The organism is Catenuloplanes nepalensis, assembly GCF_030811575.1.
GTDB lineage: Bacteria > Actinomycetota > Actinomycetes > Mycobacteriales > Micromonosporaceae > Catenuloplanes > Catenuloplanes nepalensis.
The window spans coordinates 1,621,514-1,636,384 of sequence record NZ_JAUSRA010000001.1; the positions used below are offsets into that span (position 1 = coordinate 1,621,514).

General features: G+C 72.3%; 12 protein-coding genes. 5 read left to right on the forward strand and 7 right to left on the reverse strand.

What is annotated here, in order from left to right:
- Positions 1 to 483: 483 nt before the first annotated feature.
- Positions 484 to 1,461 carry a hypothetical protein gene (locus J2S43_RS06700; protein WP_306827726.1) on the forward strand — a complete coding sequence of 326 codons (978 nt, stop codon included), beginning with the start codon at positions 484 to 486 and terminating at the stop codon, positions 1,459 to 1,461.
- A 257-nt stretch (positions 1,462 to 1,718) separates the two neighbouring features.
- Here the strand turns inward: J2S43_RS06700 and J2S43_RS06705 are convergent, their stop codons facing one another.
- From J2S43_RS06705 to J2S43_RS06720, 4 genes are read right to left on the reverse strand one after another with little or no spacing between them, the layout of a single operon-like run.
- On the reverse strand, positions 1,719 to 2,108 hold the full coding sequence (locus J2S43_RS06705) for a VOC family protein (RefSeq protein ID WP_306827727.1): 390 nt from the start codon (positions 2,106 to 2,108) through the stop codon (positions 1,719 to 1,721).
- On the reverse strand, positions 2,108 to 2,407 hold the full coding sequence (locus J2S43_RS06710; RefSeq protein WP_370881752.1) for an ArsR/SmtB family transcription factor: 300 nt from the start codon (positions 2,405 to 2,407) through the stop codon (positions 2,108 to 2,110). The genes J2S43_RS06705 and J2S43_RS06710 overlap by 1 nt, the downstream gene beginning before the upstream one ends.
- Positions 2,408 to 2,440: 33 nt before the next feature.
- A complete protein-coding gene (locus tag J2S43_RS06715) occupies positions 2,441 to 3,508 on the reverse strand; it encodes a zinc-dependent alcohol dehydrogenase (protein WP_306827728.1) in 1,068 nt (355 codons plus the stop codon).
- The gene (locus J2S43_RS06720; RefSeq protein WP_370881753.1) at positions 3,495 to 4,436 is read right to left on the reverse strand and encodes a Gfo/Idh/MocA family protein; all 942 of its coding nucleotides are present in this window, start codon (positions 4,434 to 4,436) and stop codon (positions 3,495 to 3,497) included. The genes J2S43_RS06715 and J2S43_RS06720 overlap by 14 nt, the downstream gene beginning before the upstream one ends.
- A gap of 180 nt (positions 4,437 to 4,616) precedes the next feature.
- Here J2S43_RS06720 and J2S43_RS06725 point away from each other — a divergent pair, with 180 nt between their 5' ends.
- From J2S43_RS06725 to J2S43_RS06735, 3 genes are all read left to right on the forward strand, one after another.
- On the forward strand, positions 4,617 to 5,615 hold the full coding sequence (locus J2S43_RS06725) for a glucosyl-3-phosphoglycerate synthase (RefSeq protein WP_306827730.1): 999 nt from the start codon (positions 4,617 to 4,619) through the stop codon (positions 5,613 to 5,615).
- Positions 5,612 to 6,724 (forward strand): glycosyltransferase, encoded by a 1,113-nt coding sequence (locus tag J2S43_RS06730; RefSeq protein ID WP_306827731.1) that lies wholly within the window; start codon positions 5,612 to 5,614, stop codon positions 6,722 to 6,724. Before J2S43_RS06725 ends, J2S43_RS06730 begins: the two co-directional genes overlap by 4 nt.
- A gap of 79 nt (positions 6,725 to 6,803) precedes the next feature.
- Entirely contained in the window at positions 6,804 to 8,099 is a 1,296-nt protein-coding gene (locus tag J2S43_RS06735; protein ID WP_306827732.1) for an aspartate aminotransferase family protein, read from the forward strand.
- A 73-nt stretch (positions 8,100 to 8,172) separates the two neighbouring features.
- Here the strand turns inward: J2S43_RS06735 and J2S43_RS06740 are convergent, their stop codons facing one another.
- The gene (locus J2S43_RS06740) at positions 8,173 to 10,350 is read right to left on the reverse strand and encodes a transglycosylase domain-containing protein (RefSeq protein WP_306827733.1); all 2,178 of its coding nucleotides are present in this window, start codon (positions 10,348 to 10,350) and stop codon (positions 8,173 to 8,175) included.
- A 363-nt stretch (positions 10,351 to 10,713) separates the two neighbouring features.
- Here J2S43_RS06740 and J2S43_RS06745 point away from each other — a divergent pair, with 363 nt between their 5' ends.
- The gene (locus tag J2S43_RS06745; protein ID WP_306827734.1) at positions 10,714 to 11,589 is read left to right on the forward strand and encodes a helix-turn-helix transcriptional regulator; all 876 of its coding nucleotides are present in this window, start codon (positions 10,714 to 10,716) and stop codon (positions 11,587 to 11,589) included.
- On the opposite strand, the gene J2S43_RS06750 is transcribed toward J2S43_RS06745, so the two are convergent.
- Together J2S43_RS06750 and J2S43_RS06755 are read right to left on the reverse strand one after the other, a co-directional pair.
- Positions 11,575 to 12,504: an aldo/keto reductase gene (locus tag J2S43_RS06750; RefSeq protein ID WP_306827735.1), complete on the reverse strand. Its 930-nt coding sequence runs from the start codon at positions 12,502 to 12,504 to the stop codon at positions 11,575 to 11,577. The genes J2S43_RS06745 and J2S43_RS06750 overlap by 15 nt on opposite strands.
- Positions 12,505 to 12,679: 175 nt before the next feature.
- A complete protein-coding gene (locus J2S43_RS06755) occupies positions 12,680 to 14,734 on the reverse strand; it encodes a glycoside hydrolase family 15 protein (protein ID WP_306827736.1) in 2,055 nt (684 codons plus the stop codon).
- Positions 14,735 to 14,871 lie beyond the last annotated feature (137 nt).

A 14,871-nucleotide genomic window follows, 5' to 3' on the forward strand; every position in this document is an offset into this window, starting at 1 on the left:
CCGGGCAACAACCCCTCGGAGCAGGACGCACACCACCGCCCGCCGCTCCAGCGCGCGATCCCGCTGCGCGGCCTCGAACCCTCGGACCCACCGGCCGCAGAACCGGAAGAATCAGGCTCCTGGGGTACGCCGAGACTGCCCTTCTGGCCCACCCAGCCGACCACACCACCGTCCGCGCCGCCACCGTTCGTGACGCCATCGTTCGCGGCGCCATTGTCTGCGGCGTCACTGCCTGCGACGCCATCGTCTGCGGTGCCACCTTCCGTGACGCCGCCGTATGGGGTGCCATCGTCGGCGATGCCGGCCGGTGCATCGCCGGGAGCTGCGGCTTCGTCCTTCGCTGGCGCGCGGTCCGGTGAGTTCGAGATGCCGGCCGCGGTGTCCGGTGAGATCGTGAACGCGATTCCCTCCGAAGCCGACGCGTCATCGAGGCCAGTGTGGGGTTTCGAGTCCGCCGGGAGCGCGACCTCCGGTGGGAGGGGCGTGACGCCGGCCGCGGGCGGCGCCTTTGCGACCGGAAGTGCGACCTCCGGTGGGGGTGTGCCGCCGGCCGCGAGTGGCACCTTCGCGACCGGGAGCGCGGTCTCCGGTGGGGGTGTGCCGCCGGCCGCGGGCGGTACTTTCGCGACCGCCGGCCTGCTGCCGACGGTCGTGGCGTTCCCCGGCGATGTGCGCGACCAGCCGAGGGCGAGCGCGGAGACCACCACCGGCCTGGTCGCGGCGGAGATCGTTCCCGCGGACGACCGCCGGCCGCCGCCGCACCCGAGGCTGTGGCTCGTGCCGCTGATCCTGATCGGCGTCATCGTGATCGCCGCGGCCGCGCTCGCCGGGCGTGGACCGGCCCCGTTCAGCACGGACGCGCCGGTCGCGATTCCACCGGCCACGCTCGCACCGCCCGCGACGGGCCAGGTCACGATCATCACTCCGTCGGCCGGACCGAGTTCGGTGGCGCCGTCCGCCGGCACCACGCCGTCGTCGGCCGCGCCGAGCCGGTCCGCCTCGCCCACTCCGGCGCCGGCCCGGACCACCCCGGCCGCCGCGGCCCCCGCACCGGTCACCCAGGCGCCGGTGGCGAGCGGGCCGATCACCGGGTACTCCGCGTGCACCACCGGCAGCGCCGCGGTCCTCGCCGTCACGTTCACGAAGTCGTTCGACTGGCACCACGCCTACATCGACGTGGACAACAACGCCTCGACCGGCTACGACGTGCCCGACATCAGCGGCCGGCTCGGCGCCGACTACATGGTGGAGAACGAGGGCTTCTTCCGCGCGAACGACGCCGAGTGGGACTGGTCCGAGATCGACGGCAGCGGCCTGCAGACCTCCCGCACCGGCAACACGTTCCGCTGGCAGGTGCCGCGCTCGGCCCTGGGCGCCGCCGGCACCCTCCGCATCGTCTTCAACGGCTCCGGCAACACCCCCGACACCAACACCCCCATCCTCACCGCCACCTCCTGCTGACCCGCCGCGCCCGTGCTCGTGTCCGGCCGTCCCGGGCCGTGCCCGCCCGACCGCCCGCTGTACCGGTCTTCCTCCGCGGTTCGGGCTGTGAAGCGGGAAGGTCGGGGTCTAAGTCGCCTTCAGGCAGCTCAGTGCCCGCGGCGGTAAATGTGCCGCACCACGCCGGGAGCGGGCAGAGCAAGGCCGTTGATCTTCCCAGCCCCGGCCTGGCCCACAGCTGCGGCTGTGGAATGACCCCCACGCGAAGCAGCGGAGGCTCAGTGCATCTGGATGATTTGAATGAGGTTGCCGCAGGTGTCGTCGAGGACGGCGGTGGTGAAGGCGCCCATGTCGGTTGGTTCCTGGGTGAAGTGGACGCCGAGGGCGCGCAGGCGGTCGAACTCGGCCTTGACGTCGTCGACGGCGAACTGGGTGTACGGGATGCCGTCGCCGACGAGTGCGTCCTTCCACGGCTTCGCGGCGGGGTGGGCGTCCGGTTCGAGCAGGAGTTCGGTGCCGTCGGGGTTGTCGGGGGAGACCACGGTGAGCCAGCGGGCGTCGCCGCCCATCGGGACGTCGTGCTTCTTCACGAAGCCGAGGACCTCGGTGTAGAACCGTTCGGCCGCGGCCTGGTCGTGGACGAGCACGCTGGTGATGGTGATGCGCATCAGGTCTCCTTGGTGTCGCGGTGACGCCACCGGTCGGTGAGGTGCGTAAGCGGCCCGGTGTCGAGGTGGTGGAACTTGTAGCGCCCGTCGCGGCGGCTGTGGACCAGCCCGGCCGCGGCCAGCACCTCGAGGTGCTGGGAGATCGCCTGCCGGGACGAGCCGAGCTGGTGTTTCGAGCTCAGTCGCGCGCAGATCTCGAACAGCGTCTGGCCGTCCCGATCCGCCAACTCGTCGAGTATCTTGCGGCGGGTCGGGTCGGCCAGGGCCTTGAAGACGTCGTCGTCGTCCACGTCACCGATGATAGGCAAGCTGTGGCTTGCCTATCAAGTGTTTCAGAAGGAGAGGACCGACTGCACCTCCTGGCGCCGGCGCGCGGCCAGGTCGTCGAGGAGCGTGGGCGCGTCGTCGAACGGGACGACCGCGGTGATCAGGTGCCGGCGGATCGCGTCGCCGTCGCGGCGCAGCAGGTCGACGGTCGCGGCGGAGAGGCGCTCGCGGTCCCAGGTGCCGGCCAGCCCGCGCGGCACCCGGCCGATCTGCGCGCAGACCAGGCTCAGCCCGTTGTGGTGGAACTCCTCGCCGAGCCGCACCGCGTCCGCGCCGCCCTGGTAGAACGCGAGGTCGATCACCGTGCCCTGTGGCCGCAGCAGCCGCAGGGCCAGTTGCAGCGCGGACGCCTGACCGCGGCACTGGAAGACCACGTCGGCGCCGCGGTCGCCGGCCCAGTGCCGCCACGCGGTCTTGAGCACGACCGCGGGGTCGTCCGGCCCGTCGGTGTCGAGCGTGTCCAGGCCGAGCGCTTCCGCGATGGCGCGGCGTTCCGGGGAGGGGTCGAGCACGACGACCGAGGCGGCGCCGTGCGCGCGGGCGAAGAGCGCGGTGAGCAGGCCGACCACGCCGGCGCCGGTGACCGCGACCCGGCGGCCGGCGACGCCGTCGCCGAGGTCGCGCGCTGCGGACCCAGCGGCATGCAGCAGCCCGTTCGCGCAGATCGGTCCCATGTGCGCGGCGTAGATGCCGAGTATCGGGTCGAGGTCGTCCGGCAGCGGCACGATCCGGTCGCGCAGCGGGTCGCCGGTCCAGCCGGTGCGGTGACCGTACGTCATGGCCACGGTGGTGCCGGTCGCCACCGCGGGTGTCTCGCTCGACGTGACGACGCCGACCTCCATGTAGCCCAGCCGGGTGACCGGGTATGCGTTGTCGGCCGGTCCGCCGAACAGGCCCAGCTCGGTGTCGAAGCCGTGGTGCAGCGCGGGGTTGGTGTTCTTGACGAAGCTGAGCTCGGTGCCGGCCGAGACGCCGCTGAACAGCGTGCGCACCCGGAACGGGCCGGGCGCGATCTCCTCCTCGACGATCTCCAGCTTTCCGGGCGCGCTGACGATCAGGTTACGGTCGGACATCGCGGGTCTCCCCGTCGGAAGCGGACGCGGCGACCGCGAGCGCGAGCGTGTGGGTGCGCAGCGCCTCCGCGTACGGCACGCGGATGTCCTGCTCCTCGCCGCGGACGGCGGCGATGAACGCGCGGTCGACCGCGACGCGCGCGGTCTCCGGGTCGCTGTCGACGGTGCGCTCGCCGTCGGCGTCGCGGACGGTCAGCCCGGTCTCGGAGACGCGCACGGCCAGCCCGTCCGCGTAGATCTCCAGTCCGGCGCGTTCCTTCCAGCCGAGCACGCAGGTCGCGGCGAGCGTGCCGACCGCGCCGTTGGCGAAGCGCAGTACGGCGGCGGTAGCGCCGTCGATGTCGCCGGCCGGGGGAGTGCCGTTGCCGGCCGCGGTCACGGAGGTGACCTCGCCGGCCAGGTGGCGGGCGAGGTCGAGCACGTGCGCGGCCTGTTCGACGATCGGCCCGCCGGACTTCTCGCGCAGCGGCCACCAGCCGACCGGTGGCACCTTGTCCAGCCAGGCGCCGGTGACCAGCCGCACCTCGCGGCCGGCCAGCAGCGTGCGGGCCTGCTCGACGACCGCGAGGTAGCGCCAGTGGTGCCCGACCGCGGTAAGCAGGCCACGCTCGTCGATGGCGTCCGAAATCTCCTGTGCTGCGCCTATATCGAGGGAAATGGGTTTCTCCACGAATAGCGGCAATCCGGCCTCGATCACGGCGTGCTCGGCCGGGCCGTGCGCGAACGGCGGCACGCAGACGTAGACCGCGTCCACCGGCTCGCCCAGCAGCGCCGCCACGTCCGGCACGACGCGCGCGCCGAGCGGTGCGGCGAGCGCGGCGGCCGCGTCCGGCACCACGTCCGTCACGGCCGCGACCTGCACATCCGGCAGACTCGACAGCACCCGCGCGTGGCGCTGGGCCACACCTCCCGCTCCGACCAGTCCCACTCTCGTCACCGGCGTCTCCTCGCTTCTCGGTAATGATCGTCGCCGCTTGCACTTCTCGGTGGAGGCCCTCGCCAAACTCTTGCTGGATGACAAATGTTCACGTCACATGTGCGCTTGGAAATTGCGTGGCGCGGGAAGTGAGACACCGCAAACGAGAAGATCAATTTCCCGGGGGTACGCATGTCGCACGATGTCTCTCCCGTCCTCGAGGCCTGGGCCTCGTCGCGCACCTTCTCCTACACCGAGTGGGCGGACGCCGAGCTGGTGGCGGCGAAGGGGAACACCCGCGTCAGCGTGGTCATCCCCGCTCGCAACGAGCAGGCCACCATCGGCGCGATCGTGACCACCATCCGTGAGCGCCTGATCGACGAGATACCGCTGGTCGACGAGATCGTGGTCGTCGACTCCCGCTCCACCGACGACACCGCGCTGATCGCGTCGGCGGCCGGCGCGCGCGTGGTCAGCCAGGACGACGTCACGCGCGGCCTGCCCCGGATGGAGGGCAAGGGCGACGCGCTCTGGGCGGGCCTGGCCGCCAGCACCGGTGACGTGGTCGCGTTCGTCGACGGCGACCTGGAGGACTTCTCCGCGCACTTCGTGACCGGACTGATCGGCCCGCTGCTGACCGACGGCTCGGTCGAGTTCGTGAAGGGCTTCTACCACCGGCCGCTGCACCGGGCCACCGGCGTGGAGCCGGACGGCGGCGGCCGGGTCACCGAGCTGGCCGCCCGCCCGCTGATCAACCTGTTCTGGCCGGAGCTGGCCGGCGTCGTCCAGCCGCTGGCCGGGGAGTACGCGGGCCGCCGGGCGGTGCTTGCGCGCATCCCGTTCGTCTCCGGGTACGGCGTGGAGATCGCGATGCTGATCGACCTGCTGCAGGAGGCCGGGCTGGACGCGCTGGCCCAGGTCGACCTGGGCGTCCGGCACCACCGGCACCAGACCACCGAGGCGCTCGGCCGGATGTCCGCGCAGATCATGGTGACCGCGTGGAGCCGCCTGCACCGGGCCGGCCTGGTGACCGAGGAACTGCCGCCGTCCACGCTGATGACCCAGTTCCGCCGCGGTCACTCCGGCGGGCTGCCGCGCCTGGACCGGGAGATCGTCACGCACGAGATCGGGGTGACCGAGCGCCCGCCGCTGGCCTCCCTGCGGCGCGTACCGGGGCTGGTCGCCTCATGAAGGTCCTGATGAACGCGGGGCCCTGGCTGCCGGTCCCGCCGAACGGTTACGGCGGCATCGAGAACATCGTGGCCACGCTGGTCCCGGAACTGCGCGCGCTCGGCATCGAGGTGGTGCTGGCCACGGTCGGCGAGAGCACGCTGCCGGCCGACGAGCGGGTGCACGCGTTCGGCACCGGCCAGTTCGAGATGTTGCAGCGGCCGTACAACCAGGCCTGCGGCGTCGTGCCGGCGCACCAGGCCGCGGTGCTGCGCCGGATCGCGGCCGGCGACATCGACCTGGTCCACGACCACGTCGAGGCGGCCGGGCTGACCATGCTCGCGGCGCTCGGCACCGGTGGCCCGCCCGGCCTGCACACGCTGCACTGGGACCTGCGCAAACACCCCGATCTCTACGGTACGTTCGACGGCGGTGCCCGGGTGCGGGTCAACGGCGTCTCCGCCGACCAGCTCACGCACGCGCCGGAGGCGTTGCGCGCACACGCGATCGGGCACGTGCACCTGGCCACGCCGCTCGCGATCGACGCGGACAGGCGGGCGAAGGCCGAGAAGCACGGGTACGCGGTGGTGCTCGGCCGGATCAACGCGGGCAAGGGCCAGGACCTCGCGGCCGAACTCGCCCACCGGCACGGCTTCGACCTGGTGCTGGCCGGGCCGGTCGGGCCGTACCACTCGCCGGAGGCGCTGGCCGCCGCCGACCTGCAGAACCCGGACGTGCGCTTCTGGCACGAGCGGGTCGCCCCGCACGTCGACGGCGTCCGGGTCCGCTGGGTCGGCACGGTCGCCGGGCAGGAGCGCGACGACCTGGTCGCCGGCGCCCGGGCCGCGCTGTTCCCGCTGCGCTGGAACGAGCCGGGCGGCACCGCGGTGGTCGAGTCGCTCGCGCTCGGCACGCCGGTGGTCGGCATCGCCCGCGGCTGCCTGCCCGAGCTGATCGAGCACGGCCGGACGGGCCTGCTCACCACGGACTCCGACGAGCTGGGCGAGCTGATGCACGCGGTCGGCGGGCTGGTCGAGGCGGAGTGCCGGGCCGAGGCGGCCCGCCGCTTCACCCCGGCCGTGATGGCGGCCGGCTACGCCGACCTCTACCGGCGCATGGTCGTCTCCTGAGCGCGGGTGGGGTCCCCACGGGGACCCCACCTGAGCTGCCACTCAGGCGCGGACGCCGCGTCGAGTAGGTTGGAGCCCGATGACTTCACGCACCCATGAACTCGACCGCGCGCACGTGTTCCACTCCTGGTCGGCGCAGGCCGAGATCGACCCGATGGTGATCACGGAGGCACACGGTTCCCGGGTCCGGGACGACGCCGGCCGGGAGTACCTGGACTTCTCCTCGCAGCTGGTCTTCACGAACCTGGGCCACGGCCATCCGCGCGTCGTGCAGGCGATCAAGGATCAGGCCGAGCGGCTGTGCACGATCGCGCCGCAGCACGCCACCGAGGCCCGTTCCGAGGCCGCCCGGCTGATCGCCGGCCTGGCCCCGGACGGGCTGGAGAAGGTGTTCTTCACCAACGGTGGCGCGGACGCGAACGAGCACGCGATCCGGATGGCGCGGCTGCACACCGGCCGGCCGAAGGTGCTGTCGGCCTACCGCTCGTACCACGGTGGCACGCAGACCGCGGTCAACGTGACCGGTGATCCGCGCCGCTGGCCCAGTGACACCGGCACGGCCGGGGTCGTCCACTTCTTCGGGCCGTTCCTTTACCGGTCCGAGTTCCACGCGGAGACCGAGGAACAGGAGTGCGAGCGGGCGCTGACCCACCTGCGGCGCGTGATCGAGGCGGAGGGCCCGGCCACGATCGCCGCGATCATCCTGGAGACCATCCCGGGCACGGCCGGGATCATGCCGCCGCCGCCCGGTTACCTGCCCGGCGTGCGCGCGCTGTGCGACCGGTTCGGCATCATGCTGATCCTGGACGAGGTGATGGCCGGGTTCGGGCGGGCCGGTGCCTGGTTCGCGCTGGACCGCTACGACGTCCGGCCGGACCTCATCACGTTCGCCAAGGGCGTCAACTCCGGCTACGTGCCGCTCGGTGGCGTGGTGATCAGCGACGCGATCGCGGACACGTTCGCCCACACGGCCTATCCGGGCGGCCTGACCTACTCCGGGCACCCGCTCGCCACCGCGGCGGCGGTCGCAACGATCAATGCCATGACCGACGAGGGTACGGTGGCCAACGCCGACCGGCTCGGCCGTGACCTGCTCGGCCCGGGCCTGCGTGAGCTGGCCGCGCGGCACCCGCGGATCGGTGACGTGCGCGGCGTGGGCGTCTTCTGGGCGGTGGAGCTGGTCGCGGACCGCGACACCCGGGAACCGTTGCCGGTCGCGGACACCCTCGCGGTGGTGGCCGCGTGCCAGCGTGCGGGCCTGTTGCCGTTCACCACGGCGAACCGGCTGCACCTCGTACCCCCGTGCAATGTTTCCGACGAGGACGCGGTGCTGGGGCTGGAGTTGCTGGAGAAGGCGCTCAGCTCCTGTTCCTGAAGCGCTCCAGCAGCGCGGCAACAGATCGAGGCGCCCCCCGGACGGGGACGCCTCGATCATGGAAGGTGGTGCGTCAGTCGTCGTCCTCGTCCTCGTCCCGGGTCGAGGGATCGCCGGACGTCTGCGGGGCGGGCGGTGCGACCTGCGGGCTGGAGGCCGACCCGGACTTGAACGCGATCGCCTCGCTCGGATTCGGGAAGTCCTTCACCGGCTGACCCGCCAGGCCGTCGCGCAGCAGCGTGGCGACCGAGCGGATCACCTCCTTCTGGATCGCCGCACCCACCAGGTCGGCCGGGTTGTCCGGGTTCGCCGCGATGCCGGCGATGGCCAGCTGCGGAGTCACGCCGATGAACGACTCGGTGGAGTAGGAGTCCGAGCTGCCGGACTTGCCGGAGACCGGGCGGCCGACCATGTCGCTCACCTGCGTGGACGTACCGCCCGGGCAGCTGCCGTAAGCCGGCGCCTGACCGACCACGCAGCGGCCCGCGTCGAGCGCGGCGCGCGCCACGTCCTTGTCGATCGCCTGCGTGCACTCCGGCTGCGCGACCTTGGCCGCGGCGTCGCTCACCTGGCCGGTCGAGTCGGTGATGGACACGACCGGGGTCGCCTTGCAGTACTTGCCGTCCGCGGCGAGGGTGGCGTACGCGTTGGCCATGTCCAAGGGCGTGGCGGCGGAGACGCCGAGAGTGAACGAGCCCCAGCCGCTCGGCTCGTCGGCCAGCTTCGCGTCGTTCTTGTTGCGGAACTGGATGCCGAGCCGCTTGGCCATCTCCACGGCCTTGCCGACGCCGACCTCCTGCTGGAGCTTGATGAAGTACGTGTTCGACGACTTACCGAGGCCGGTCCACATGTTCTGGTAACCGTCCTGGTAGGACTTGTCCGCGTTGCTCGGGCACCAGAAGCCGCCGCACGCGGTCGCGCTGCCGTCCGGGTAGATGGACTTGAACGGTGACCGGGTGCTGAACCCGGTGTCCAGCGGGAAGCCGTTCTCCAGCGCCGCCAGCATCACGAACATCTTGAACGTCGAGCCGAACTGGTAACCGGCCGAGTCCTCACTGCCCGCGATGAACTGGTTCACCGTGTTCGGGTAGTTGCCGCCGTTCGCGTTCGGCTCGATGCTGAACTTCCGGTTGATCGCCAGCGCCTTCACCTTGCCGGTGCCCGGCTCGACCGCCGCCAGCGGTGCCGCGCGCGGGCTGTTCACCGGGTAGATGCGCACCGCCTCGGCCGCGGCCTGGTCCTGCAGCTTCGGGTCCATCGACGTGACGATCCGCAGGCCGCCCTTCTTCAGCAGCTCCTCGCGGTCCTCCGGCGTCGGGCCGAACTCCTCCTGCTGCTTCCACCAGGACAGGAAGTAGTCGCAGAAGAAGCCCCAGCTGTTGTGCGTGTTCGGGACCGCGGTGCAGTTGCTGGTGGCGGTGGTCGGCTTCAGGTTCAGCGGCTCGGCGATCGCCTTGTCCGCCTCCTCCCTGGTGAGCGCGCCGGTGCCGACCATCGCGTTCAGCACGTAGTCGCGGCGGCCGACCGCCTGCTCCTCGGGGTTGTTCACCGGGTCGTACGCGTCGGGCGACTTCACCAGACCGGCGATCATGGCGGCCTGGCCGAGCGTCAGCTTGTCCGGCGTGGTGGAGAAGTAGGCGCGTGCCGCGGCGGAGACGCCGTACGCCTTGTTGCCGAAGTACGCGATGTTGAGATAGCGGCGGAGGATCTCCGGCTTGTCCAGCTCGTCCTCGATGGTGACCGCGAACCGGATCTCCTGTAGCTTCCGGCCGGTGCTCAGCTCGGTCGCGGCCTCGCGCTCCTCGTCCGAGGCGGACTGGTCGGTCTTCAGCACGTTGCGGACGTACTGCATGGTCAGCGTGGACGCGCCGGAGACCTCGCCGCCCTGCGTGTTCGACACGAACGCGCGCATCAGGCCCTTGATGTCGACGCCACCGTGCTCGTAGAACCGGGTGTCCTCGGCCGCGACGATCGCGTCCTGCATCACCTTCGCGATGTCGTCGATCCCGACGTCGGTGCGGTTCTCCTCCCAGAACTGGGTGATCTGGGTCTTGCCGTCACTGGCGTAGATGTACGACGCCTGCGGGGTCGGCGGCGTCTTCAAGTCACTCGGGAGGTCCTCGAACGAGTCGCCGGCCAGCTTCGCGGCCATGCCGACGCCGGCACTCACCGGCAGCGTGGCGCCGGCGATGACGCCGCCGACGACCGCACCGAGCAGCACCAGAGTCACAACCTTGCGGCCGATGGCCATTGTTGAACGGTCGGCCGGTTCGGCCTTCTCGGTCCCCGGGACCAGCGGTGTCGCCGATTCCTGCATTACGCGAAGAACCCCTCGTCGATGGTGATGGGCACGCACCGTGCTATTGGAAATGCGCGCGGTTACCTTTTCTCGGTTGTCGTGCGGCGATCAGGAGATCACGAACGCCTCATTGATACCGCGCCGGGATGGGTGTTCCGACGGTGCGGGCTGTGCCTCCGATCAGGGAGAGTCCGCAACCGCGGCAACGGGTTGCCGGTTCAGCGTACGGAAATGGATAGGTAGATCACACCGTCCCGTTCCGCGCCGCTCATACGGCATTCAGGAAAGGCGGCCGGCGCCGTAGACTGGCCACTCGTGACGGTAACCGACGGGCGGGCCGAATCGCCGATGGTGAGCCGGGCCGCGCTCGACGCCTCGGTCCGGCTGCGGGCGACCGCGCTCGACGACGCGGCGATCCACCGGATTCGCAGCGGCCCGGCCGCGGACGGCGGCACGGCCGGCTGCTACCAGCGTCTCGACGAACGCGTGGTGCTGCACGTGGTGCGCCAGGGCCGCTGGTCGATCAACCGGCCGGGTCGCCGCGGCGACGCCGTGACCGCCACCTCCGGCCGGTTCGTCGCCCGCTACGACGACCGGGCGCTGGAGTTCGGCGCCGGGCCGCGCACCGACACGACCGTGCTGATATTGCCGGCCGGCAGCCTGCACGGGCTGCTCCGCGACGGGGGCGTGTGCGGCTCGGCCGGCTCCCCGCCGTTGCGCATGCTCACCGCCCACCTGCGCACCGTCGCCGGGCTGGCCGGCGACCTGCCGCCCGCCTCCGTCGCGGCCGCCCGGGACGCCACGGTCGAGCTGGTCCGCGGCATCCTCACCGACACGGTCGACGGCGGCGAGCCGCTCCTCGCGCCCGCGCTCGTGGTCGCGGCCCGGCGGGTGACGGAGGAGCTGCTCGCCGGGCCGGAGCTGTCGCCCCGGACGGTCGCTGACCGGCTGCACGTGTCCGTGCGGACGCTGCACCGCGCGTTCGCGGACCGGGGCGAGACGCTGATGGGCCACGTCCGGCAGCGCCGCCTCGACCGGGCCCTGGCCGACCTGGCCGGTGCCGGGCTGACCGTCGGCGAGGCCGCGGCCCGCTGGGGCTTCACCGACAGCAGCCACCTGATCCGCGCCTGCCGCGGTCGCTACGGGCAGACGCCGACCCAGTACGTCCGTGCGCTCTCAGAGCGCGGCTGACACCTCGTCCAGCGCGGCCCGCTCGCCTGCGGTCAGCTCCAGCGGCAGCATCAGCGCGGGCAGTTGCGCCAGGGTTCGGGCGCTGGCCACCGGCGCCGCCACGCCCGGCCGGCCGCGTAGCCAGGCCAGCGCGACCGTCGCCGGCGGCACGCCGTGCCCGGCCGCGATCTCCTCGGCCACCGCCACCACGGCCAGGCCGGCCGGGCTGAAGTAGGCGCCGGCGTACGGCTGCCGCGCCCCGGTCAGGTCCGCCTCCGACCGGTACTTGCCGGTCAGGAAGCCGCTGGCCAGCGCGAAGTAGGGCAGCACCGCGAGCCGGTGCGCCGCCGCGACCGGTGCGACGTCCCGCTCGTAGTCCGCGCGCTTGACCAGGTTGTAGTGCGGCTCCACCACCACCGGCGCCGTCAGCCCGTCCCGCCGGGCGATCTCGGCCCACTCCCGGATCCGCGCGCCGCTGTAGTTCGACACCCCGATCGCCCGGGCCTTCCCGGCCCGGACCAGCGCGTCGAACGCGGCCGCGGTCTCCGCCAGCGGCGTGTCCGGGTCGTCGAAGTGCGCGAAGTACAGGTCGATGTAGTCGGTGCGCAGCCGCCCGAGCGACGCGTCGACCGCCGCCGCGATGTTGGCCGCGGACAGCCCCGGGAACCGCGGGTGGCCGCTCACCTTCGTGGCGATCACGACCCGGTCGCGGTTGCCGCGCGCGGCCAGCCACCCGCCGATGACGGTCTCCGACTCGCCGCCGGAGTTCCCCTCCACCCACGACGTGTAGTTGTCCGAGGTGTCGATCAGGTTCCCGCCCTCCGCGAGGAAGGCGTCCAGCACCTGCCGTGACTCGTTCTCGTCGCTGGTCCAGCCGAACGTGTTCCCGCCCAGCGCCAGTGGGAAGACGTCGATATCCGTGCCGATCGTGACCATGGTCGCCCTCTCGTTCCGCCGCGGTGTTCTTCCGCGGCACGAACGACGGTAGGAATGCGGAGCGGCCGCGGGATTGGACGACAGTGCCGGCCGATCTGGCACTGACCTACCGTGCGCGTGCGAGCGGAAGAGGAATCGGCACTGGGTCTTCCGCGCGGAGTCCTGGGCGAGCTGATCAGGTCCCGTAGCGGCCGGTGACCGCAGCCGGGGTCTCGAGGAGGCGGCCCGCCGCCAGGTTGCGTGCCAGGCGCAGGTACTCCGCGTGCGTCCAGGCCAGCGGCGTCGCGGAGAACGTGGGCGTCCCGGGTGCGAAGCCGGGGCGCCCGGCCGGGGGAGTGCGGTCCCAGACCTGCTCGGGCAGCATGCCGCCGGGGCCGGTCGCGCGGGCCATCGCGTCCAGCCGGGTGCGGGCCGCGCGCGAGTCGCCGGCCGCGATCTCGTACTCGCCGCGTTCGCCGCTGAGCAGCGGCCACGCGCGGCCCCGGGAGACGCGCGAGCCGGGCGGCTCGTCGTACTCCCACTGGCTGCCGTCGAGCTGCTCGCCGAACCCGTCGAACGAGGCCCGGTGCCAGAAGGACCCGCGCGGGGTGGCGACGCCGAGCTGCGCGTCGACGACCGCGAGCGAATTGCGAATGTCCTGATCGGACGGTGCCAGGACGCCGAGCCGGACCAGTTCGAGGAAGCTCGGGTCGACCACGGTGCGCTGGTCCACATCGACCGGTCCGCCGTCGCCGATGTCGTAGGCCGTACCCGCGTCCGGGTTGCCGTCCTTGGTCAGGCGCAGGAAGTAGGGCCGGTCCGAGTAGGGGCCGGTCGTGGTCACGGTCCACGCCTTGACCCGGTCGCGCCACGAGTCCGCGGTGCTCAGGTAGCGCTCGGCCGAGCCGGGATCGCCGTGGGCGCGCGCGATCGAGGCCGCGCAGACCAGCCCGGCGATCGCGGTCGCGATGGTGTTGGGGGAGTAGCCGGACTGGTTCTCCCAGCGTTCCTGCGGCGTGAACGGCGCTCCCGGGTAGCCGACGAGGAAGTCGGCCGCGCGCTTGACCGACGGCCAGGTGTCCGCGCGGCCGAGCTGGTAGGCGAGCACGATCGGCAGCGCCACCTCGTCCAGTTGCAGACCGCCCCAGACCGGTGTGCCGTCGACCTGCGAGTTCTGCGGGAACGAGCCGTCCGGCTTCTGCTGCACGCGGAAGAGGAAGTCGAGCGCGCGGTGCGCCCCGGCGCGGTCACCGGCCGCGATCAGGCCGGTGGCGATCTGATACAGATCACGGGACCAGACCAGGTGGTACGGGCCGGAGGGATCATCCGCGCCGAACGCCCACGGTGAGGCGGGCGCGGCCACGTAGGCACCCGGATGGGTCTTGTCCTCCAGCGCCGCGAGGATCATCGCGGACGTCTGCCAGAGCTGCCGCTGGGCCACTCGTGGCGGGTCGTTCAAACCCTTCAGATAACCGTGCCAGCCGTACGCGTACGCGCGCGCGACCGGCCCGAACCCCGCGCGCAGCGAACGCCGTGCGGTGTCCAGCGCCGCCGCCTCCGTGCCGCCGAAGCCGAGCGCGAGCGTGCTGTGCCGGTGTTCCAGCGCCGCGGTCTGCACCAGGTAGCCGGCCGCCGCGGACGTGTAGCGCCAGTCCATCCGGCCGTCGCGCAGGTCGGTGGGCCCGTCGCTGACCCCGGCGAAGCCGCTGGACGTGGCACTGAAGTCGCCCACCAGCGCGCTCGAGGTGCCACCGTCCGTGGCGGTCAGCGCGTCGCCGGCCGTCCGGCCCGCGTCCCCGCCCCGGGAGTTGCCGAGCGCCGGATCGTAGATCGCGAACAGCTGGTGGCCGCGCGGCGCCGCGAGGTCCAGGTCGACCAGCACCGACGAGCGGGCCGGGTCGGTGGTGTAGTTCGCGGTCAGCCGCCATCCGTCGCCGTCGAGGATCTGCCGGAAGCGCAGCCCGCCGAGCTGCTCCGTGCGCACGCTTCTCGGTTCGGCCAGGCCACCGCGCGCGGTCACCGCGAAGGTCAGCGACCGCGCGCTCGGCCCGCCGATCGTCGGATAGAAGATCTCGCCGAGCCCGCCCTCGCGCTGCACGGTCGCCCAGACGCGGCTCTCCCGGGTGCGCGAGGTCAGCAGCCCCGACTTGTCCGCCGGAAGATACTGCGCGTCGACGCCGGGCGCGCCGGGCGCCGGAGCCGTCCCCACCGGCACGAGGCCGACCGTGGTCACCAACAGCACTGGCAGCACCGACATCATATCGACGGGTCTACACCTCCCCGCCCTTGATCGCACCCGCTGGCGCCGGGCTGTGCGACCCGTCCCTGTTCGACGAGGCCGGCGTCCCCCACGTGCACGCGGGCGCGCCTGCCCGGCCCGGCCCGCTC